We start from the raw sequence: 20,890 nt of genomic DNA on the forward strand, positions 1-20,890 counted from the left end.
CTCGGCAAAAACCCTTTTCACGGAGGAGCATCCCCTATGCGGACCAACACTCAGACCAAGCGGGAGCTGGACAAGATCGACCGTAACATCCTGCGCATCCTGCAGGCTGACGGGCGAATTTCGTTTACTGAGCTGGGGGAAAAGGTCGGCCTGTCGACCACACCGTGCACCGAGCGTGTCCGGCGCCTGGAGCGCGAAGGGATCATCATGGGCTACAACGCCCGGCTCAATCCGCAGCATTTGAAGGGCAGCCTGCTGGTGTTTGTCGAGATCAGCCTCGACTACAAGTCCGGCGACACCTTTGAAGAATTCCGACGCGCCGTGCTGAAACTGCCCCACGTGCTGGAGTGCCATCTGGTGTCGGGGGATTTCGACTACCTGGTGAAGGCGCGCATCTCCGAGATGGCGTCCTACCGCAAATTGCTCGGCGATATCCTGCTCAAGCTGCCCCACGTAAGGGAATCCAAGAGCTATATCGTGATGGAAGAGGTGAAGGAGAGCCTGAACCTGCCGATCCCGGATTAAGACAGCACCACAGGCCAATGTGGGAGCGGGCTTGCTCGCGAAGGCGGCATGCCAGCCAACCCTATATCCACTGATCCACCGCATTCGCGAGCAAGCCCGCACACACTAGTTGATCGGGGACATCCGCTAGACCAATACCTGACGCGTCGACGCCATGTACGCGTGAATCTGCTTTTCCACCCGTGGGTGGATCAACTCCACCGGGCGGCGGTCGTTGGGGCATGGCAAGGTCGGCGTGGTGCCGAACAGCCGGCAAATCAGCGGGCGCTCGTCGTAAACGGTGCAGCCATTGGGGCCCAGGTGCACGCAGTTGAGCTCGTCCATCGCCGCTTCCTGCTCGGCAGCGGTCTTGCGCGGCAGGCGCGACATTTCCTCGGTGGACGTGGTTACCGGCCCACAGCAGTCGTGGCAACCCGGGACGCACTCGAACGAGGGAATCTGCCGGCGCAGCGCGTTGACTTTCTGACTGTTGCAACTCATCGACACAGGGACCGAACGGCGAATAGGCGTGGATTCTGCCCTAAAAGCCCCCGGTGAGACAGCTTCGCCCGACCGCTGTATCCTGCGTCAAATTTTCCAAACAGGGATGCTCCCCATGACCGCCAGCGCCCGGCACGCCAATTCCTACTACGCCGCCAGCAGTTTCCCGCAGCCTGATTATCCAGTGCTGACAGGTGAGATCGTGGCCGATGTGTGCGTGGTTGGCGGCGGCTTTTCGGGGCTTAACACCGCCCTGGAACTGGCTGAGCGTGGTTTCAGCGTGGTGTTGCTGGAAGCCCGCAAGATTGCCTGGGGCGCCAGCGGGCGCAATGGCGGGCAGCTGATTCGTGGTGTCGGCCATGGACTCGACCAGTTCACCAACGTCATCGGCGCCGAGGGCGTGCGCCAGATGAAACTGATGGGCCTGGAAGCCGTGGAAATCGTGCGCCAGCGGGTCGATCGTTCGCAGATCGCCTGCGACCTGACCTGGGGTTACTGCGACCTGGCCAACAAACCCCGCGACCTGGAACACCTGGCCGCCGACGCCGAAGAGCTGCAAGGCCTTGGCTATCGCCATGAAGTGCGCCTGCTGCAAGCGAGCGAGATGCGCAGTGTGATCGGCTCCAACCGCTATGTTGGCGGCATGATCGACATGGGCTCCGGCCACCTGCACCCGCTGAACTTGGCCCTCGGCGAGGCAGCAGCGGCACAGCAGTTGGGCGTCCAGTTGTTCGAGCATTCCGAGGCGGTGCGGATTGATTACGGCCCGGAGGTCAACGTTCACACGGCTCAGGGCAACGTGCGCGCCAAGACCCTGGTGCTGGGCTGCAATGCTTATTTGAACGGCCTTAACCCGCACCTGAGCGGCAAGGTGCTGCCCGCCGGCAGCTACATCATCGCCACCGAGCCGTTGAGCGAAGCCCAGGCGGCCGAGCTGCTGCCGCAGAACATGGCGGTGTGTGATCAGCGAGTGACAGTGGACTACTTCCGCTTGTCCGCCGACCGACGCTTGCTGTTCGGCGGTGCCTGCCATTATTCCGGACGCGACCCACAGGACATTGGCGCCTACATGCGCCCCAAGATGCTCCAGGTGTTCCCGCAGTTGGCCAACGTAAAAATCGACTACCAATGGGGCGGCATGATCGGCATCGGCGCCAACCGCCTGCCGCAGATTGGCCGGCTGGCCGACCAACCCAACGTGTATTTCGCCCAGGCCTATGCGGGTCACGGCCTCAATGCCACCCACCTGGCGGGCAAACTGCTGGGCGAAGCCATCAGCGGCCAGCAAAGCGGGCGTTTTGATCTGTTTGCCAAGGTGCCGCACATCACCTTCCCGGGCGGCAAGCATTTGCGCTCGCCGCTGTTGGCGCTGGGAATGCTCTGGCACCGGTTGAAAGAACTGGTCTGAATCAACCGCGCCAGAAGGGTTTCAAGCCTTCCTGGCGCGCCTGTTCGACACTCAGGCCCACGTCACGCAGTTGCTCCGGGGTCAGTTCCAGCAAGGTCTTGCGCGTGTGCATGCGGTGCCAGAACAACGCCCAGGAGCGGAGTGCCGGGGCCTCGTGACGCGCCGCCATACGCCGCTCCTGCCCGGCTTCCAGTTCCTGACTGTGTAACGCCAACCGCACATCGCTCAAACCGCTCATTTTCCTGCCCCTCATTTACGTATTGCCATGAGTACGTAGGATGAGCCGGCGCGCAAAACCATGACAGATTCAACCACCCAGTATTAAATCCATACAGATACTGCCTATAGGCGGCTGAATCCTGTATTTTCAGCCTATCTGTACTGGTAATCGGGAAGCATCGCCATGACCCTATACGTCAACCTCGCCGAACTGTTGGGCACGCGAATCGAGCAGGGCTTTTATCGCCCGGGCGATCGATTGCCGTCGGTGCGGGCCTTGAGCGTGGAGCACGGGGTGAGCCTGAGCACCGTACAGCAGGCCTACCGTATGCTGGAAGACAACGGCCTGGCGATGCCCAAACCCAAATCTGGCTACTTTGTACCGGTAGGCCGCGACTTACCGGCACTCCCGGCAGTAGGCCGCCCGGCCCAGCGCCCGGTGGAGATTTCCCAATGGGACCAAGTGCTGGAACTGATCCGCGCGGTGCCACGCAAAGACACCATACAGTTGGGCCGTGGCATGCCGGATGTATTGTCGCCGACCATGAAACCGCTGCTGCGCAGCCTCGCCCGGATCAGTCGGCGCCAGGACATGCCGGGACTGTATTACGACACCATCCACGGCAACCTGGAGCTGCGCGAACAGATCGCGCGCCTGATGCTCGATTCAGGCTGCCAACTGACGCCCCAGGACCTGGTGATCACCACCGGTTGCCATGAAGCGCTGTCCGCCAGTATCCACGCCATCTGCGAGCCGGGCGACATCGTAGCCGTCGACTCGCCAAGCTTCCACGGCGCCATGCAGACCCTCAAAGGCCTGGGCATGAAAGCCCTGGAAATCCCCACCGACCCGCTCACCGGTATCAGCCTGGATGCGCTGGAGCTGGCGCTGGAACAGTGGCCGATCAAAGTCATACAGCTGACCCCCAACTGCAACAACCCGCTGGGCTACATCATGCCGGAGTCGCGCAAACGCGCGCTGCTGACCTTGGCCCAGCGCTTTGACGTGGCAATCATCGAAGACGATGTGTATGGCGAACTGGCCTACAGCTACCCGCGCCCACGCACCATCAAGTCCTTCGACGAAGATGGCCGCGTCGTCCTGTGCAGCTCCTTCTCGAAGACCCTGGCGCCGGGCCTGCGGATCGGCTGGGTAGCACCCGGTCGGTACCTGGAGCGCGTGCTGCACATGAAATACATCAGCACCGGCTCCACCGCAACGCAGCCGCAGATTGCGATTGCCGAATTCCTGAAAGATGGTCATTTCGAACCGCATTTGCGGCGGATGCGTACGCAATACCAGCGTAATCGCGACCTGATGCTCGATTGGGTCAGCCGTTACTTCCCGGCTGGCACCCGCGCCAGCCGTCCACAGGGCAGTTTCATGCTGTGGGTGGAATTACCGGAAGGCTTCGACACCCTGAAGCTCAACCGGTTGTTGCTGGATGAAGGTGTACAGATTGCTGTGGGAAGTATCTTTTCCGCCTCCGGCAAGTACAGGAATTGCCTGCGCATGAACTACGCTGCCAAACCAACGCCGCAGATTGAAGAGGCCGTGCGCAAGGTCGGCGCAACGGCCATCAAGTTGCTGGCCGAAGCCGCGGACTGACCTTTCTCGGGAAATAGCCGTCATATGCCGACAACCGCCCTGATTCGGAACCCACGTCATTGATGACCCAACGGCTATTACCGTTTTTCCTGCTGGGCATGCTGACCCTGGGCGGCTGCGCCACCATCAACGCGCCACGCACGCCCAGCGAGGCGCTGCCGGCCAACGAGTCGTCCTTCGGCCGCTCGATCCTGGCCCAGGCCGCACCGTACAAAGGCCGCTCCGGATTCCGCCTGCTGCCCAACAGCAGCGAAGCCTTCATGGCCCGTGCCGAACTGATCCGCAACGCACAGACCAGCCTCGACTTGCAGTACTACATCGTCCACGACGGCATCAGTACGCGGATGCTGGTGGATGAATTGCTCAAGGCTGCCGACCGTGGCGTGCGCGTGCGCATCCTGCTGGACGACACCACCAGCGACGGCCTGGACCAGATCATCGCCACCCTCGCCGCCCACCCGCAGATCCAGATTCGCCTGTTCAACCCGCTGCACCTGGGCCGCAGCACCGGCGTGACCCGTGCCATGGCGCGGCTGTTCGACCTGTCGCTGCAACATCGGCGCATGCACAACAAACTGTGGCTGGCGGACAACAGCGTCGCCATCGTCGGCGGGCGCAACCTGGGGGATGAGTATTTCGACGCCGAACCCAACCTCAACTTTACCGATATCGACATGCTCAGCGTGGGGCCGGTGGCCGAGCAACTGGGCCACAGTTTCGATCAGTACTGGAACAGCGCCCTGAGCAAACCCATCGGTGACTTCGTCAGCAGCGCCACCAAAGGCGACCTGGCCAGCGCCCGCATACGCCTCGAGGAATCCCTCGCCGAATCGCGCCAGCAAAATCATGCGCTGTACAACCGCCTGCGCACTTACAAGACTCAGCCGCGCATGGACATCTGGCGCCGCGAGCTGATCTGGGCCTGGAACCAGGCGCTGTGGGATGCGCCGAGTAAGGTACTGGCCAAGGCCGATCCGGATCCGCGACTGCTACTGACCACCCAATTGGCGCCGGAGCTGGAAGGTGTCAGCCATGAGCTGATGATGATTTCGGCTTACTTCGTGCCCGGGCAGCCCGGGCTGGTGTACCTGACCGGGCGCGCGGACGCCGGGGTATCGGTGAGTCTGCTGACCAACTCCCTGGAAGCCACCGACGTGCCGGCCGTGCACGGTGGTTATGCGCCCTATCGCAAGGCATTGCTGGAGCACGGGGTAAAGCTGTACGAATTGCGCCGCCAGCCGGGAGACGGAGGCGGCAGCGGCCCTCATCTGTTCCGCAAGGGCACTTTCCACGGCTCGGATTCCAGCCTGCACAGCAAGGCGATCATCTTTGACCGGGAGAAATCCTTCATCGGCTCATTCAACTTCGACCCGCGCTCGGTGCTGTGGAACACCGAAGTCGGGGTGCTGGTGGACAGCCCCGAGCTGGCGGAGCACGTGCGCAACCTGGCACTGGAGGGCATGGCGCCCCCGTTGAGCTATCAGGCGAAACTGCAGGACGGCCAGGTGGTGTGGGTGACCGAAGACAACGGCCAACTGCACACCCTGACCCGTGAACCCGGCAGTTGGTGGCGCCGGTTCAATGCCTGGTTTGCTACCAGCGTCGGCCTGGAGCGCATGTTGTAGGAGCAAGCTTGCTCGCGAAAAACCCGAGAGCACCGCGTTCTTTCAGGCAGCAAACGTTATCGTTGACGACCATCGCGGGCAAGCTTGCTCCTACACGGGCTGTGTCGCGCCGAATGCACCTTGGCGAAGCAGCAGAATCACCAATCCCAGCGCTCCCGCCGCCATCAACAGCGGCAACGCATGCCCGCTGATCCACTGGCTGCCGGCACCGGCCACCAGTGGGCCGATCAAGCAGCCAATGCCCCACAGCTGCGCGATATGCGCATTGGCGCGCACCAGCGCGTCGTCGCGGTAGCGCTCGCCAATCAGGATCAGTGACAGGGTGAACAACCCACCGGCACTGGCCCCGAACAGCACCCACACCGGCCAGATCATCAGCGTATCGAGCAACAGCGGAATCGCCAGGCTCGTCACCAGCAGCATCAGCGCGCAGCCGAGAAACAGCGTGCGCCGAGGCAGGTAGTCCGCCAGCGCACCAATCGGCAGTTGCAGCAACGCATCACCGACCACCACGGTGCTGACCATTGCCAAGGCAATCTCGGCGGTGAAGCCCTGTTGCAGGCAGTACACCGGCAACAGCGTAAGAATCATCGCCTCGAACGCGGCGAATAACGCCACCGCCCAGGCAATCGCCGGCAAGCCCTGGCAAAAGCGCAGCAAGTCGCCGAAGGTCACGCTGAAGGACTCGGCAGTCGGCGCACCGGAACGGCCCAGCAGGAGGATCGGCGAGAACGTCAGCAGACCAACGCCCACCCAGAAGCCAATGTCGTTATCCGTACCCAGCGCGCCCAGCAGCAACGGGCCTGACAGTTGGCTCAACGCATAGCTGCAGCCATACAGCGCCACCAGACGGCCGCGCCAGCGCTCGATTACCAGTTGGTTGATCCAGCTTTCGCCGAGGATAAACACGATGGTCAGGATCACCCCGATCATCAGCCGCAGCACCAGCCACACCGGGTAGCTGGGCAATACCGCCAGCAAACCGATGGAAATCGCCCCGGCCCACAGGCACAGGCGCATCAGGTTCGCCGTGCCCAGGCGCGAAGCCAGGCCGCTGGAGACCTTGGCACCAAGCAGCACACCGAAGGCCGGCATCGCCGCCATGACGCCGATGGCGAAGCTGCCGTAGCCCCAGCTTTCCAGGCGCAGGGACACCAGCGGCATGCTCACGCCCAAGGCTAGGCCCACGCTCAAGACCGACGCCAACACGGCGAAATAGGTCGCCCAACGCATTTCCACGCTCCTGTGGATCATTATTTTTCAGGGCCGCAAACGAACTGTAGGAGCGAGCTAGCTCGCGAAAAACTTGAGAGCACCGCGTGCATTCAGAATGCCCGCGTCATCGTTCAAGTCCTTCGCGAGCAAGCTCGCTCCTACAGGGAGTCGCCGGGATTACTTACAACTTGATCCAGGTCGCCTTCAGCTCGGTGTACTTGTCGAACGCGTGCAGCGACTTGTCGCGGCCGTTACCCGATTGCTTGAAACCACCGAACGGTGCAGTCATGTCGCCGCCATCGTACTGGTTGACCCAAACGCTACCGGCACGCAGTGCCTTGGCGGTCAGGTGCGCCTTGGAGATGTTCGACGTCCACACCGCAGCGGCCAGGCCGTATTGGGTGTCGTTGGCGATCGCAATGGCTTCTTCCACGCTGTCGAAGGCAATCACCGACAGCACGGGGCCGAAGATTTCTTCCTGGGCGATCTTCATGGCGTTGGTCACGCCGTCGAAGATCGTTGGCTCGACATAGGTGCCACCGCTTTCCTGCAGCGTGCGCTTGCCGCCGGCCACCAGCTTGGCGCCATCGGCATGCCCGGCTTCGATGTACGACAGCACAGTGTTCATCTGCTGGGTATCCACCAGCGCGCCGACCGTGGTGGCCGGGTCCAGCGGGTTGCCCGGCTTCCAGGCCTTGAGGGCCTCGATCACCAGCGGCAGGAATTTATCCTTGATCGAACGCTCCACCAGCAGGCGCGAACCGGCGGTGCACACTTCGCCCTGGTTGAAGGCGATGGCGCCGGCGGCGGATTCGGCAGCGGCTTGCAGATCCGGAGCATCGGCGAACACGATGTTCGGGCTCTTGCCGCCAGCTTCCAGCCAGACGCGCTTCATGTTCGACTCACCGGAACGAATCAGCAGTTGCTTGGCGATCTTGGTGGAACCGGTGAACACCAGGGTGTCGACGTCCATGTGCAGCGCCAGGGCGTTACCCACGGTGTGTCCATAGCCCGGCAGCACGTTGAACACGCCTTTCGGGATACCGGCTTCAACCGCCAGCTCGGCGATGCGGATGGCGGTCAGCGGCGACTTTTCAGACGGCTTGAGGATCACCGAGTTACCGGTGGACAGCGCCGGCCCGAGTTTCCAGCAGGCCATCATCAGCGGGAAGTTCCACGGCACGATAGCCGCGACAACGCCCACTGGCTCGCGGGTCACCAGGCCCAGTTGGTCGTGGGGCGTGGCAGCGACTTCATCGTAGATCTTGTCGATGGCCTCACCGCTCCAGCTCAGGGCTTGCGCCGCGCCTGGAACGTCGATGTTCAGGGAGTCACTGATCGGTTTGCCCATGTCCAGGGTTTCAAGCAGTGCCAACTCTTCGGCGTTGGCCTTGAGCAAGCCGGCGAAACGGATCATGGTGGCTTTGCGCTTGGCCGGCGCCAGGCGTGACCAGGCACCGGAATTGAAGGTGGCGCGGGCGTTTTCAACAGCGCGCTGGGCGTCGGCGACGTCACAGCTGGCAACGGTGGCCAGCAGACGGCCATCGACCGGGCTGAGGCATTCGAACGTGTCGCCGGAAACCGCGGCGGTGTATTCGCCATTGATGTAGGCGCGGCCTTCGATCTTCAGATCCTTGGCGCGTTGTTCCCAGTCGGCACGGGTCAGGGTGGTCATGCGAGTGTCCTCCTCTTATTGAATACAAGGGCCGGGCGATGTACCCAGGCACCTTCGAAGAATGCTTGCCCGGCCAGCCAGCTGTTCGGCTCAAGGCAGCTGCCACCCTAAACCAGCGGCGATGGATGTTTCAATATATTTGACATAACGGCAGCAAACGCCCTTGCGATGTTCATTTTAATAAACATAGACTTTGAGCTCTCCAACCGCAGGCCAGACGGGACACGCCCATGAACATCCAGAATATCGTCGACTTCAGCCAGGCCAGGACCGAGCCTGACCGCTACCGTCCGGCTGCGGAGAAAATCCTCAAGGGTGACCCTGAGCAAACCGTCTACAACCATTACAACAGTCCATGCGGCCAGATGAGCGCCGGGGTCTGGGAAGGTGAAGTCGGGCAGTGGAAGGTCAACTACACCGAGCATGAATACTGCGAGATCGTGCAGGGCGTCTCTGTATTGCGCGACGCCGATGGCAACGCCAAGACCTTGCGCGCCGGTGACCGCTTCGTCATTCCGGCCGGTTTCAGCGGCACCTGGGAAGTGCTGGAACCCTGCCGCAAGATCTACGTGGTGTTCGAAGAAAAGGCCTGATCAATTTTTCAGGCACAAAAAAAAGCCCGCATCGTGAGATACGGGCTTTTTTTCACAAGGAAGAAAACCAATTACTTGATTTTGCCTTCTTTGTAGATCACGTGCTTGCGAACGCGCGGGTCGAACATTTTCTTTTCGAGCTTGTCCGGGGTAGTACGCTTGTTCTTGTCGGTAGTGTAGAAGTGACCAGTACCGGCGCTAGAGATCATTCGAATCAATTCACGCATGATTTAGCTCCTTAGATTTTGCCGTCGCGGCGCAGTTCGGCCAGCACGACAGTGATGCCACGCTTGTCGATAACACGCATGCCTTTGGCAGATACGCGCAGACGGACAAAACGTTTCTCTTCTTCAACCCAAAAGCGATGATGCTGCAGGTTTGGCAGGAAACGACGACGGGTTTTGTTGTTTGCGTGGGAAATGTTATTCCCAGTCACCGGACCCTTACCGGTAACTTGACAGACTCTCGACATGCCTCAGCCCTCTAAAACCACATGCCCAACCCGGCATGGGTTGGCCGCTTAATCTCTCAGTCATTTGGCGCCAGGCGCCGCGTTTCTTTAGGGTCTTACCGGCTACACCTACTAGCGAAGGAACCGGGCCCCTAGAAAAGAGCGCTGCTTTATACCAGAAAGACCCCAGTGCAACAACAGGCCGTGTGTTTTTACACGCGTAAATCCAGGCTATGGACGCCTGAACCGTTGCCAGGGTGGGCCGCTATAGAAGCTAACCGCTCGTCGCACAGAATGATTTACAGCGCCCGCGCGCACTGCAAAGTGCCCGGCAAAACGACCTGAGGCGCCATCAAAACAGTATTTGAGGCAAAAGCACAGGCAAAAATGGGCTAGTCATTTGTCAATCAGCCCACTACGGTAGGACTTTTCCAGACTGCACTCGCAGATGGGCCTTCGATCTGCAAAGGAAACTGAATATGCGCCTCGCTGCCCTACCGCTATTGCTAGCCCCTCTTTTTATTGCTGCACACGCCCAGGCGGCCACCACCTTGAGCGTCTGCACCGAAGCCAGCCCCGAAGGCTTCGACGTGGTCCAATACAACTCGCTGACCACCACCAATGCCTCGGCAGACGTATTGATGAACCGCCTGGTGGACTTCGACGCCACCAGCGGCAAGCTGGTCCCGAGCCTGGCAGACAGCTGGGACGTATCGCCGGACGGCCTGACCTACACCTTCAAGCTGCACCCGGACGTTAAATTCCATCGCACCGAATACTTCACTCCAAGCCGTACCCTGACCGCCGAAGACGTGCGCTTCAGCTTCGAGCGCATGCTCGACCCGGCCAACCCGTGGCACAAGATTGCCCAGAGTGGCTTCCCCCACGCCCAATCGCTGCAGCTGCCAACGCTGATCAAGAAGATCGACGCCCTCGATCCGCTGACCGTGCGCTTTACCCTGGACCACGCCGATTCGACCTTCCTCGCCGCATTGAGCATGGGCTTCGCCTCGATCTACCCGGCGGAATACGCCGACAAACTGCTCAAGGCCGGCACACCCGAAAAACTCAACAGCCAGCCTATCGGTACCGGGCCGTTCATTTTCGGGCGCTTCCAGAAGGATGCAACGATTCGCTACAAGGCCAACCCGGACTACTTCGCCGGCAAGCCTGCGGTGGATAACCTGATCTTTGCGATCACCCCGGACGCCAACGTGCGCCTGCAAAGGTTGCGTCGCGATGAGTGCCAGATCGCCCTGTCGCCCAAGCCCCTGGATATCGATGCTGCGCAGAAAGACGCCGACTTGAAGATCGAGAAAACAGCGGCCTTCATGACCGCGTTTGTCGCCATCAACAGCCAGCATCCGCCGCTGGACAAGCCGGAAGTTCGCCAGGCAATCAACCTGGCCTTCGACAAGGCCAGCTACCTCAAGGCGGTATTCGAAGGCACCGCCGAAGCCGCCAATGGCCCATACCCGCCCAATACCTGGAGCTACGCCAAGGACTTGCCGGGCTACCCGCAGGACATTGCCAAGGCCAAGCAGCTACTGGATCGTGCCGGGCTCAAGGATGGCTTCAAGACCACCATCTGGACCCGACCGTCGGGCAGCCTGCTGAACCCCAACCCAAGCCTCGGCGCACAACTGCTGCAAGCGGACCTGGCCAAGGTCGGCATCCAGGCTGAAATCCGCGTGATCGAATGGGGCGAACTGATCCGTCGCGCCAAGGCCGGCGAGCACGACCTGCTGTTCATGGGCTGGGCCGGCGATAACGGTGACCCGGATAACTTCCTGACGCCGCAGTTCTCCTGCGCGGCCGTAAAGTCCGGGACCAACTTCGCCCGCTATTGCGACCCTGCGCTGGACAAGCTGATCAGCGCCGGCAAGACCACCAGCGAACAAGGCGTGCGCAGCAAGCTGTACCAGCAGGCCCAGGCGCAGATCCAGCAACAGGCGTTGTGGCTGCCACTGGCGCACCCGACGGCGTTTGCGCTGACGCGCAAAAATGTCGAGGGGTATCAGGTGAGCCCGTTCGGGCGCCAGGATTACTCCAAGGTCAGCGTCAAGCCATAAGCCAGGCCCCCCTGTAGGAGCGAGCTTGCTCGCGAAGGTCGTCAACGATAACGCGGGAAACCTGACACCCAACGGTGCCCTCAGGTTTTTCGCGAGCAAGCTCACTCCTACAGAGCCTACATCCACCCAAATTCCGCCATCGACAGCGGATCACCCTCCCCCACAATGATGTGGTCCAGCACACGCACGTCCACCATCTCCAACGCCTTTTGCAGCACTCTGGTCAGTTTTCGATCAGCGATGCTGGGCTCGGCGCTGCCGGAAGGATGGTTGTGGCACAGGATCAGCGCCGCGGCGTTGTAGTCCAGGGCGCGCTTGACCACTTGCCGGGGATAAACCGTGGCGTTGTCGATGGTGCCTTGAAACAGCTTCTCGAAGCCCAGCACCCGATGCTTGGAGTCGAGAAACAGGCAGCCGAATATCTCGTGAGGCTCATGGCGCAGCAGCGCCTTGAGGTAGTCGCGCACGGCCTCCGGACTTTCCAGCACCGAATCGCTGCGCAAGCGCTCGGCCAAATGACGGCGGGCCATTTCCAGTACGGCTTGAAGCTGGGCGAACTTCGCCGGCCCCAGGCCCAGGTGCTGGCTGAACACCGTCTGCCGGGCCTCCATCAGCGCGCGCAGGCTGCCAAATTGCGCCAGCAGATGCCGCGCCAGGTCCACGGCACTCTTACCGGACACCCCGGTGCGCAGGAAAATCGCCAGCAATTCAGCGTCGGAAAGGTTCTCCGCGCCCAGTTCCAACAGCTTCTCCCGCGGACGCTCTGCCGCAGGCCAATCGCGAATACTCATGGCACCTCCGTGTGCATGTGCGCCGCTGTTGCATGGCGGACGCTGTGGTATCTTAGGCCATCTTTTTGCGTGCGATTTCACCTGGGGAGGGGGCATCGCAACGCCATCACTGAACTGGAAAGGCAAGCCAATGCAGCGTCTGTATCGGAAACGCATCGTTCTCGGCGTCGGCGGCGGCATTGCCGCCTACAAGAGCGCAGAGCTGGTTCGCAGGCTCCTCGACCAAGGCGCCGAAGTGCGCGTGGTGATGACCCGTGGCGGCAGTGAATTCATTACCCCACTGACCATGCAGGCACTGTCCGGTCACCCGGTTCACCTCGACCTGCTGGACCCCGCGGCCGAAGCCGCCATGGGCCACATCGAGCTGGCCAAGTGGGCCGACCTGGTGCTGATCGCCCCGGCCACCGCCGACCTGATCGCCCGCCTCGCCCAAGGCATTGCCGACGACCTGCTGACTACCCTGGTGCTGGCCACCGACGCCACCGTCGCGATCGCCCCGGCCATGAACCAGGCCATGTGGCGCGACCCCGCCACCCAGGCCAACACCCAACTCTTGCAAAGCCGCGGCCTCAAGGTCTTCGGGCCGGCCTCCGGCAGCCAGGCCTGCGGCGACGTGGGCATGGGCCGCATGCTCGAAGCCACCGACCTCGCCCAATGCGCCGCCGACTGCTTCCAGCACCTGGCCCTGACCGGCAAGCACGTGCTGATTACCGCCGGCCCGACCCAGGAAAACATCGACCCGGTGCGCTACATCACCAACCATAGCTCAGGAAAAATGGGCTTTGCCCTGGCTGAAGCGGCGGTCGAGGCAGGCGCCCGTGTGACGTTGATCACCGGCCCGGTGCATTTGCCGACCCCGGATCGTGTCACCCGAATCGACGTAGTCAGCGCCCGCGACATGCTGGCGGCCTGTGAAGCGGCGATTCCCTGCGACCTGTTTATCGCCTCGGCAGCGGTCGCGGACTACCGCCCCGAAGTAGTTGCACCGCAGAAACTCAAGAAAGACCCTACAAGCGGCGACGGCCTGCTCCTGCAAATGGTCCGTAACCCGGACATTCTGGCGACCATAGCCACCCGCGAGGACCGCCCGTTCAGCGTCGGCTTCGCTGCCGAAACCGAGCATTTGCTGGACTACGCCGCACGCAAATTGAAAGACAAGAACCTCGACCTGATTGTCGCCAACGATGTCGCCAACCCGAGCATCGGCTTCAACAGCGAGGAAAATGCCATCAGCGTGATCGACCGCGAGTTGCACGCTACCGTTTTCGCCCAGACCAGCAAGGGCAAGATTGCCCGCCAACTGATCTCTTTTATCGCCCTACGGCTGAACCAGGTTTAATTTCCATGCACGCTTTGCAAGCCAAGATCCTCGACCCCCGCATCGGCAACGAATTCCCGCTGCCGGCCTACGCCACTCCAGGCTCCGCCGGCCTCGACCTGCGCGCCATGCTCAAGCAGGACACCGTGCTTGAGCCGGGCCAGACCATTCTGATTCCGACCGGCCTGTCGATCTACGTGGGCGACCCTGGCCTCGCGGCGCTGATCCTGCCGCGCTCCGGCCTGGGTCACAAACACGGGATCGTCCTCGGTAACTTGGTAGGCCTGATCGATTCGGACTACCAGGGCGAATTGATGGTGTCCTGCTGGAACCGTGGCCAGACCGCGTTCAACATCGCCGTCGGCGAGCGCATTGCCCAACTTGTGCTTGTGCCGGTGGTGCAGGCGCACTTCGAACTGGTCGAAGAGTTCGACGAAACCCAGCGTGGTGCAGGCGGCTTCGGACATTCCGGCAGCCACTGACTAAGCTGAACTGACTTAGCCGGACAAGCCGGGTGCCTCACCCGGCCTGACGCCAACGCATGGCCTTTCAGGATGAAGAATGCGCGGAACTTATCAGCAAGATTTCCCCAGTGAAATCAGGACATTAGGCGGGCGAAAGAGCGGTGCTCCGGCGCCGATGGCACTTTTGCACCACGAACTCTATGCCAAAAACGCCGTCTTACCCTTCAGTTTGAGCCTGCCGGTCAGCACCCCTGAGGCCAGCCCCGCCCCTTTCAGATGGAGTTCCCCCCCGCAATGAGCAACGCAGCCCGAGTCGCCCCGACGTTTCCCGACAGCATTTTCCGCGCCTATGACATCCGTGGCGTGGTCCCCAAGACCCTGACCGCCGAAACCGCCTACTGGATCGGCCGTGCCATTGGCTCCCAGAGCCTGGCCCAGGGCGAGCCCAATGTTTCCGTTGGCCGTGATGGCCGCCTCTCCGGCCCCGAGCTGGTGGAGCAACTGATCCAGGGCCTGGCCGACAGCGGCTGCCATGTCAGCGACGTCGGCCTGGTGCCAACGCCTGCGCTGTACTACGCGGCCAACGTACTGGCCGGCAAGTCGGGCGTGATGCTCACCGGCAGCCACAACCCGTCGGACTACAACGGCTTCAAGATCGTCATCGCCGGCGATACCCTGGCCAACGAACAGATCCAGGCCCTGCACACCCGCCTGAAGACCAACGACCTGACCAGCGGCACCGGCAGCATTACCAAGGTTGAGATTCTCGATCGCTACTCGGACGAAATCACCCGCGACGTCAAACTCGCCCGCCGCCTGAAAGTGGTGGTGGACTGCGGCAACGGCGCGGCTGGCGTGATCGCCCCGCAACTGATCGAAGCCCTGAATTGCGAAGTGATCCCGCTGTTCTGCGAGGTCGACGGCAACTTCCCTAACCACCACCCGGACCCGGGCAAGCCTGAGAACCTGGTGGACCTGATCGCCAAGGTCAAGGAAACCGGCGCCGACCTCGGCCTGGCTTTCGACGGCGACGGCGACCGCGTCGGCGTAGTGACCAACACCGGCAATATCGTGTTCCCGGACCGCCTGCTGATGCTGTTTGCCCGCGACGTCGTGGCGCGCAACCCGGGCGCCGAGATCATCTTCGACGTCAAATGCACCCGCCGCCTGACGCCGCTGATCAAGGAATACGGTGGTCGTCCGCTAATGTGGAAGACCGGTCACTCGTTGATCAAAAAGAAAATGAAGGAAACCGGTGCGCTGTTGGCCGGTGAAATGAGCGGCCACGTGTTCTTCAAGGAGCGCTGGTTCGGTTTTGACGACGGCATTTACAGCGCCGCCCGTCTGCTGGAGATCCTCAGCAAGGAAAAATCCACCGCGGAAGACCTGTTTGAGACCTTCCCGAATGATATTTCTACGCCAGAGATCAATATCCATGTGACCGAAGAGAGCAAATTCAGCATCATTGACGCACTGCACGATGCGCAATGGGGCGAAGGCGCCAACCTGACCACCATTGACGGCGTGCGGGTCGATTACGCCAAAGGCTGGGGCCTGGTTCGCGCATCCAACACCACACCGGTGCTGGTGCTGCGTTTCGAGGCGGATTCCGAGGCTGAGTTGCAGCGCATCAAGGACGTGTTCCACGCCCAGTTGAAACGTGTTGCCCCTGATCTCCAATTACCGTTCTGATTTTTTGTACCGGAGCCCTGAATGACCCTCGAACGCGAAGCCGCCGCCAATACCGCCAAGGTCCTTTCCGAAGCGTTGCCTTACATTCGACGCTACGTCGGCAAGACGCTGGTGATCAAGTACGGCGGCAATGCCATGGAAAGCGACGAGCTGAAAACCGGCTTTGCCCGCGACATCGTGTTGATGAAAGCCGTCGGGATCAACCCGGTGGTGGTACACGGTGGCGGCCCGCAAATCGGTGACCTGCTCAAACGCCTGTCCATCGAGAGTCACTTCATCGACGGCATGCGTGTCACCGACGCCCAGACCATGGACGTGGTGGAGATGGTCCTGGGCGGCCAGGTGAACAAAGACATCGTCAACCTGATCAACCGCCATGGCGGCAGCGCCATCGGCCTGACCGGCAAGGACGCCGAGCTGATCCGGGCGAAGAAGCTTACCGTGACCCGCAAGACCCCGGAGATGACTCAGCCGGAAATCATCGACATCGGCCAGGTGGGCGAAGTGATCGGCATCAACACCGATCTGCTGAACCTGCTGGTGAAGGGCGATTTCATTCCGGTGATCGCGCCAATCGGCGTCGGTGCCAACGGTGAGTCCTACAACATCAATGCCGACCTGGTGGCCGGCAAGGTGGCCGAGGCGCTGAAGGCCGAGAAGCTGATGCTGCTCACCAACATCGCCGGCTTGATGGACAAGGAAGGCAAGGTCTTGACCGGCCTGACGACCCAGCAAGTGGACGACCTGATCGCCGACGGCACCATCTACGGCGGCATGCTGCCGAAGATCCGCTGCGCACTGGAAGCGGTGCAAGGTGGTGTCGGCAGCTCGTTGATCCTGGATGGCCGGGTTCCGAATGCGATCCTGCTGGAAATCTTCACCGACACCGGTGTGGGTACGCTGATCAGCAATCGCAAGCGCCCCTAAGCGCTGGCAAACAAAAAGGCCCCGTTCAATTCGATTGAACGGGGCCTTTTTATTGGTCGGCGATTATTGAACGCCGAACTGCTCGCGGTAGGCCTTGACCGCTGGCAAGTGCTGCTTGAGCTGCGGGTCATCTTCCAGGAACTGCAACACCTGGTTCAGCGACACGATGCTCACCACCGGAATCGCGAAATCACGTTCCACTTCCTGGATCGCCGACAATTCACCGTTGCCGCGCTCCTGGCGGTTCAGCGCGATCAGCACACCGGCTGCCTTGGCGCCGTCCTGGGAAGCGATGATCTGCATCACTTCGCGAATCGCCGTACCGGCAGTGATCACGTCGTCGATGATCAGCACGTCGCCCTTGAGCGGCGCGCCCACCAGGCTACCGCCTTCGCCATGGGCTTTGGCTTCCTTGCGGTTGAAGCACCAAGGCAAATCCAGCCCGTGATGTTCAGCCAACGCCACGGCGGTCGCGGCGGCCAGGGGAATGCCCTTGTAGGCCGGGCCGAACAGCACGTCGAAGGAAATACCGCTTTCAACGATGGCGGCCGCATAGAAACGACCCAACTGCGCCAGGGCAGAACCCGAGTTGAAAAGGCCGGCATTGAAGAAGTAAGGGCTGGTGCGCCCGGACTTCAGGGTGAACTCACCGAAGCGCAATACGCCGCGATCGATGGCAAAACGAATGAAATCGCGTTGATACGCCTGCATGAAAAAAGCCTCAGATACCACGGATTTAGCTAATTAGGTAGACGGCGTGTATCATACACGCACGCGATTTTTGGGGCCATTTATGCGGATCATCAGTGTGAACGTCAATGGTATTCAGGCTGCAGTCGAGCGTGGTTTGCTCAGTTGGCTGCAAGCCCAGAATGCCGACGTCATCTGCCTGCAGGACACCCGCGCCTCCGCCTTTGAACTGGACGACCCAGCCTTCCAACTGGATGGCTACTTCCTTTATGCCTGTGATGCCGAAGTTCCCGCCCAAGGCGGCGTGGCTTTGTATTCGCGGTTGCAACCCAAGGCGGTCATCAGCGGCCTCGGCTTCGAGACAGCCGACCGCTACGGGCGCTACCTGCAAGCCGATTTCGATAAGGTCAGCATCGCGACCTTGCTGCTTCCATCAGGGCAGAATGGCGATGAAGACTTGAACCAGAAGTTCAAGCTAATGGACGACTTCGCCCGTTATCTGGATAAACAGCGGCGCAAACGTCGCGAGTACATTTACTGTGGCTCGCTGTACGTCGCGCAACAGAAGCTGGATATCAAGAACTGGCGCGACAGCCAGCAATCACCGGGCTTCCTGGCGCCGGAACGGGCCTGGATGGACGAGATTGTCGGCAATATGGGCTATGTCGATGCCCTGCGTGAAGTCAGCCGCGAAGGCGACCAGTACAGCTGGTGGCCGGATAACGAACAGGCCGAGATGCTCAACCTCGGCTGGCGTTTTGACTACCAGCTGCTGACGCCAGGCCTGCGCCGTTTCGTGCGCAGCGCACGCCTGCCACGCCAGCCGCGCTTCTCGCAGCACGCGCCGCTGATCGTGGACTACGACTGGACCTTGACCATCTAAGGTCTTTCTCCAGGCACAAAAAAACCGACATCGCTGTCGGTTTTTTTGTGGGCGGTGGTTATTTGATCAACCGCAACGTCCACGGATAACGATAAGCCACACCCTTGTTGGCCTTGATGCCCCCAATGATCGTCATCACCACCGCGCCGATCACCAGGACGGTCATCAACACGAAGCCGATCACGATAAAACCCAGCAGGAAGCAGACCGCCCAGGCTATGCCCACGGTGATCTGGAAATTCAGCGCTTCCTTGCCCTGATCATCAATGAACGGGTCCGTGTCCTTCTTCACCTGCCAGAGAATCAAAGGCCCCAGCAGGCTGCCGAACGGGAACATCAAGCCGAAAAACGCCGCGAAGTGACAGAGCATCGCCCACTGGCGAACTTCCTTGGACGGTGTCGGCAGCGGAAGTTGACTGTCACTCATGGCGTAGCTCCTTGGGGATGAATCAGTCGGCCAGTGCGGCGTTCTGCAGTTCGAAGATCTCGGTCATGCCTTTCTGGGCCAATGCCAGCATTGCATTCAGGTCCGCCGGCTGGAATGGCGCGCCTTCGGCGGTACCCTGCACTTCGATGAAACCACCAGTGCTGGTCATCACCACGTTCAGGTCGGTCTCGGCAGCCGAATCTTCAAGATAGTCCAGATCCAGCACTGGCTCGCCTTGATACATGCCTACCGATACAGCCGCGATCATCTGCTTGAGCGGATCGCCGCCTTTCAGGCCGCCACGCTTCTTGATGACTTTGAGCGCATCGACCAGGGCAACCATGGCGCCGGTGATGGATGCAGTGCGGGTGCCGCCGTCGGCCTGGATCACGTCGCAGTCGACGTACAGGGTCACGTCGCCCAGCTTGGACATGTCCAGCGCAGCGCGCAGGGAACGACCGATCAGGCGCTGGATTTCCAGGGTGCGGCCGCCTTGCTTGCCACGGCTGGCTTCACGCTGGTTACGCTCGCCGGTGGCGCGCGGCAGCATGCCGTATTCGGCGGTCAACCAACCCTGGCCCTGGCCCTTGAGGAAACGCGGCACGCCGTTTTCGACGCTAACGGTGCAGATAACCTTGGTATCGCCAAACTCGACCAGTACAGATCCCTCGGCGTGTTTGGTGTAGTTGCGGGTGATGCGGATCGAGCGGAGCTGATCGGCAGCGCGACCACTTGGACGTTTCATAGGGGATACCTGTACGGAGGACGAAAAACTGCCGAGCATTATAGAGCCGCCAGCCCTGATCGGCACTTCTAAAAAATCCTGTTACAAACCCGGGGCCCGAAGCCACTGTTTGGGGCCACCCGTCCCGTTGAGCTACAATCCTGCGCCTTCGCAGCCTGTCGGCTCCAATCTACCCATCAGCCCGCCTGTTTGCGGGACTGCATCGCGAGGTACCTCCATGGTGCACAGCATGACCGCCTTCGCCCGCGTCGAAAAAGCCGGCGTCCAAGGCACCCTGAGCTGGGAATTGCGCTCGGTCAACAGCCGCTACCTGGAGCCGCACCTGCGCCTGCCGGAATCGTTTCGCGACCTCGAAGGCGCGGTCCGTGAAGCACTGCGCCAGGGCATCTCCCGCGGCAAGCTGGAATGCACCCTGCGCTTCACCGAGGAAACCACCGGCAAGCCATTGCAGGTGGATCGCGAGCGCGCCGCCCAATTGGTCGCCGCCGCCGAAACCATCGCCAGCCTTATCAAACACCCTGCCGCCATCAATCCGCTGGAAGTCCTGGCCTGGCCTGGCGTGCTGGTGGCCGACGCCACTGACCCGCAGGCGCTGAACGCCGAGGCCCTGGCACTGTTCAACCAAGGCTTGAAAGAACTCAAGGCCGGCCGCGAGCGCGAAGGCGCCGAACTGGCCCGCCTGATCAGCGACCGCCTGACCTCCATCGAAGAAGACGTGGTCACCCTGCGCGAACTGGTGCCGCAGATGCTTGCTACCCAGCGCCAGAAGGTCCTGGATCGCTTCGCCGACATGCAGGCCGAGCTGGACCCGGTGCGCCTGGAGCAAGAGATGGTGCTGCTGGCACAAAAGAGCGACGTCGCCGAAGAGCTCGACCGCCTGAGCACCCACATCCTGGAAGTGCGCCGCGTGCTCAAGTCTGCCGGTGCCGCCGGTCGGCGCCTGGACTTCTTGATGCAGGAACTCAACCGCGAAGCCAATACACTGGGCTCCAAAGCCTTTGATCCGCGCAGCACCCAGGCTGCGGTCAACCTCAAAGTGTTGATCGAGCAAATGCGCGAACAAGTACAGAATATCGAGTAA

General features: G+C 61.3%; 21 protein-coding genes and 2 pseudogenes. 13 read left to right on the plus strand and 10 right to left on the minus strand.

The features are described from left to right. Window positions 1-36: 36 nt before the first annotated feature. A complete protein-coding gene (locus AU074_RS01085) occupies window positions 37-525 on the plus strand; it encodes an Lrp/AsnC ligand binding domain-containing protein (RefSeq protein ID WP_003206849.1) in 489 nt (162 codons plus the stop codon). A gap of 126 nt (window positions 526-651) precedes the next feature. On the opposite strand, the gene AU074_RS01090 is transcribed toward AU074_RS01085, so the two are convergent. Next, window positions 652-1,005 carry a YkgJ family cysteine cluster protein gene (locus AU074_RS01090; protein WP_008439419.1) on the minus strand — a complete coding sequence of 118 codons (354 nt, stop codon included), beginning with the start codon at window positions 1,003-1,005 and terminating at the stop codon, window positions 652-654. A 115-nt stretch (window positions 1,006-1,120) separates the two neighbouring features. Between AU074_RS01090 and AU074_RS01095 the strand changes: the two genes are divergently transcribed. After that, window positions 1,121-2,413, plus strand: coding sequence for an FAD-binding oxidoreductase (locus AU074_RS01095; RefSeq protein WP_076013142.1), 1,293 nt, complete (start codon window positions 1,121-1,123; stop codon window positions 2,411-2,413). 1 nt (window position 2,414) lies between these two features. On the opposite strand, the gene AU074_RS01100 is transcribed toward AU074_RS01095, so the two are convergent. Continuing rightward, window positions 2,415-2,651: a DUF1127 domain-containing protein gene (locus AU074_RS01100; RefSeq protein WP_076013143.1), complete on the minus strand. Its 237-nt coding sequence runs from the start codon at window positions 2,649-2,651 to the stop codon at window positions 2,415-2,417. A 165-nt stretch (window positions 2,652-2,816) separates the two neighbouring features. On the opposite strand from AU074_RS01100, the gene AU074_RS01105 reads away from it, so the two are divergent. Together AU074_RS01105 and AU074_RS01110 are read left to right on the plus strand one after the other, a co-directional pair. Next, window positions 2,817-4,241: a PLP-dependent aminotransferase family protein gene (locus AU074_RS01105; protein WP_076013144.1), complete on the plus strand. Its 1,425-nt coding sequence runs from the start codon at window positions 2,817-2,819 to the stop codon at window positions 4,239-4,241. A gap of 62 nt (window positions 4,242-4,303) precedes the next feature. Further along, the gene (locus AU074_RS01110; RefSeq protein ID WP_076013145.1) at window positions 4,304-5,866 is read left to right on the plus strand and encodes a phospholipase D family protein; all 1,563 of its coding nucleotides are present in this window, start codon (window positions 4,304-4,306) and stop codon (window positions 5,864-5,866) included. Between the two features lie 90 nt (window positions 5,867-5,956). Here the strand turns inward: AU074_RS01110 and AU074_RS01115 are convergent, their stop codons facing one another. Together AU074_RS01115 and AU074_RS01120 are read right to left on the minus strand one after the other, a co-directional pair. Next, window positions 5,957-7,099, minus strand: coding sequence for an MFS transporter (locus AU074_RS01115; protein WP_076013146.1), 1,143 nt, complete (start codon window positions 7,097-7,099; stop codon window positions 5,957-5,959). Window positions 7,100-7,262: 163 nt separating this feature from the next. Further along, window positions 7,263-8,756: an aldehyde dehydrogenase gene (locus AU074_RS01120; protein ID WP_017476698.1), complete on the minus strand. Its 1,494-nt coding sequence runs from the start codon at window positions 8,754-8,756 to the stop codon at window positions 7,263-7,265. A gap of 230 nt (window positions 8,757-8,986) precedes the next feature. Between AU074_RS01120 and AU074_RS01125 the strand changes: the two genes are divergently transcribed. Then, on the plus strand, window positions 8,987-9,349 hold the full coding sequence (locus tag AU074_RS01125) for a cupin domain-containing protein (RefSeq protein ID WP_003213261.1): 363 nt from the start codon (window positions 8,987-8,989) through the stop codon (window positions 9,347-9,349). Window positions 9,350-9,420: 71 nt separating this feature from the next. Here the strand turns inward: AU074_RS01125 and rpmG are convergent, their stop codons facing one another. Together rpmG and rpmB are read right to left on the minus strand one after the other, a co-directional pair. Beyond that, entirely contained in the window at window positions 9,421-9,576 is a 156-nt protein-coding gene (gene rpmG / locus AU074_RS01130; protein ID WP_003176906.1) for a 50S ribosomal protein L33, read from the minus strand. 11 nt (window positions 9,577-9,587) lie between these two features. Further along, a complete protein-coding gene (gene rpmB / locus AU074_RS01135; protein ID WP_003213263.1) occupies window positions 9,588-9,821 on the minus strand; it encodes a 50S ribosomal protein L28 in 234 nt (77 codons plus the stop codon). Window positions 9,822-10,279: 458 nt separating this feature from the next. Between rpmB and AU074_RS01140 the strand changes: the two genes are divergently transcribed. Together AU074_RS01140 and AU074_RS34305 are read left to right on the plus strand one after the other, a co-directional pair. After that, window positions 10,280-11,872, plus strand: coding sequence for an ABC transporter substrate-binding protein (locus AU074_RS01140; RefSeq protein WP_063033851.1), 1,593 nt, complete (start codon window positions 10,280-10,282; stop codon window positions 11,870-11,872). A gap of 25 nt (window positions 11,873-11,897) precedes the next feature. Next, window positions 11,898-11,984: pseudogene (locus AU074_RS34305) on the plus strand (outer membrane lipoprotein carrier protein LolA); the annotation flags it as partial. A 4-nt stretch (window positions 11,985-11,988) separates the two neighbouring features. Here the strand turns inward: AU074_RS34305 and radC are convergent. Beyond that, the gene (radC, locus tag AU074_RS01150; protein WP_076013148.1) at window positions 11,989-12,663 is read right to left on the minus strand and encodes a DNA repair protein RadC; all 675 of its coding nucleotides are present in this window, start codon (window positions 12,661-12,663) and stop codon (window positions 11,989-11,991) included. Between the two features lie 130 nt (window positions 12,664-12,793). On the opposite strand from radC, the gene coaBC reads away from it, so the two are divergent. From coaBC to argB, 4 genes and pseudogenes are all read left to right on the plus strand, one after another. Further along, entirely contained in the window at window positions 12,794-14,002 is a 1,209-nt protein-coding gene (gene coaBC, locus AU074_RS01155) for a bifunctional phosphopantothenoylcysteine decarboxylase/phosphopantothenate--cysteine ligase CoaBC (RefSeq protein ID WP_010168193.1), read from the plus strand. A 5-nt stretch (window positions 14,003-14,007) separates the two neighbouring features. Beyond that, window positions 14,008-14,463 (plus strand): dUTP diphosphatase, encoded by a 456-nt coding sequence (gene dut / locus AU074_RS01160; protein WP_003213270.1) that lies wholly within the window; start codon window positions 14,008-14,010, stop codon window positions 14,461-14,463. A gap of 258 nt (window positions 14,464-14,721) precedes the next feature. Continuing rightward, window positions 14,722-16,137 (plus strand): annotated as a pseudogene (locus AU074_RS01170) (phosphomannomutase/phosphoglucomutase); the annotation flags it as partial. Between the two features lie 21 nt (window positions 16,138-16,158). Further along, window positions 16,159-17,064, plus strand: coding sequence for an acetylglutamate kinase (gene argB, locus AU074_RS01175; RefSeq protein WP_003213275.1), 906 nt, complete (start codon window positions 16,159-16,161; stop codon window positions 17,062-17,064). A gap of 63 nt (window positions 17,065-17,127) precedes the next feature. Here the strand turns inward: argB and pyrE are convergent, their stop codons facing one another. Then, on the minus strand, window positions 17,128-17,775 hold the full coding sequence (pyrE, locus tag AU074_RS01180; protein WP_076013151.1) for an orotate phosphoribosyltransferase: 648 nt from the start codon (window positions 17,773-17,775) through the stop codon (window positions 17,128-17,130). Window positions 17,776-17,857: 82 nt separating this feature from the next. On the opposite strand from pyrE, the gene AU074_RS01185 reads away from it, so the two are divergent. Then, on the plus strand, window positions 17,858-18,637 hold the full coding sequence (locus AU074_RS01185; RefSeq protein ID WP_003176915.1) for an exodeoxyribonuclease III: 780 nt from the start codon (window positions 17,858-17,860) through the stop codon (window positions 18,635-18,637). Window positions 18,638-18,695: 58 nt separating this feature from the next. Here AU074_RS01185 and AU074_RS01190 read toward each other — a convergent pair whose 3' ends face one another. Both AU074_RS01190 and rph read right to left on the minus strand, forming a co-directional pair. Then, the gene (locus AU074_RS01190; RefSeq protein ID WP_017476705.1) at window positions 18,696-19,064 is read right to left on the minus strand and encodes a DUF4870 domain-containing protein; all 369 of its coding nucleotides are present in this window, start codon (window positions 19,062-19,064) and stop codon (window positions 18,696-18,698) included. Between the two features lie 22 nt (window positions 19,065-19,086). Beyond that, the gene (gene rph, locus AU074_RS01195) at window positions 19,087-19,809 is read right to left on the minus strand and encodes a ribonuclease PH (RefSeq protein ID WP_003213280.1); all 723 of its coding nucleotides are present in this window, start codon (window positions 19,807-19,809) and stop codon (window positions 19,087-19,089) included. A 217-nt stretch (window positions 19,810-20,026) separates the two neighbouring features. Here rph and AU074_RS01200 point away from each other — a divergent pair, with 217 nt between their 5' ends. Then, window positions 20,027-20,890: a YicC/YloC family endoribonuclease gene (locus AU074_RS01200; protein ID WP_076013152.1), complete on the plus strand. Its 864-nt coding sequence runs from the start codon at window positions 20,027-20,029 to the stop codon at window positions 20,888-20,890.

This window comes from Pseudomonas sp. ATCC PTA-122608, from assembly GCF_001952855.1.
Taxonomy (GTDB): Bacteria; Pseudomonadota; Gammaproteobacteria; order Pseudomonadales; family Pseudomonadaceae; genus Aquipseudomonas.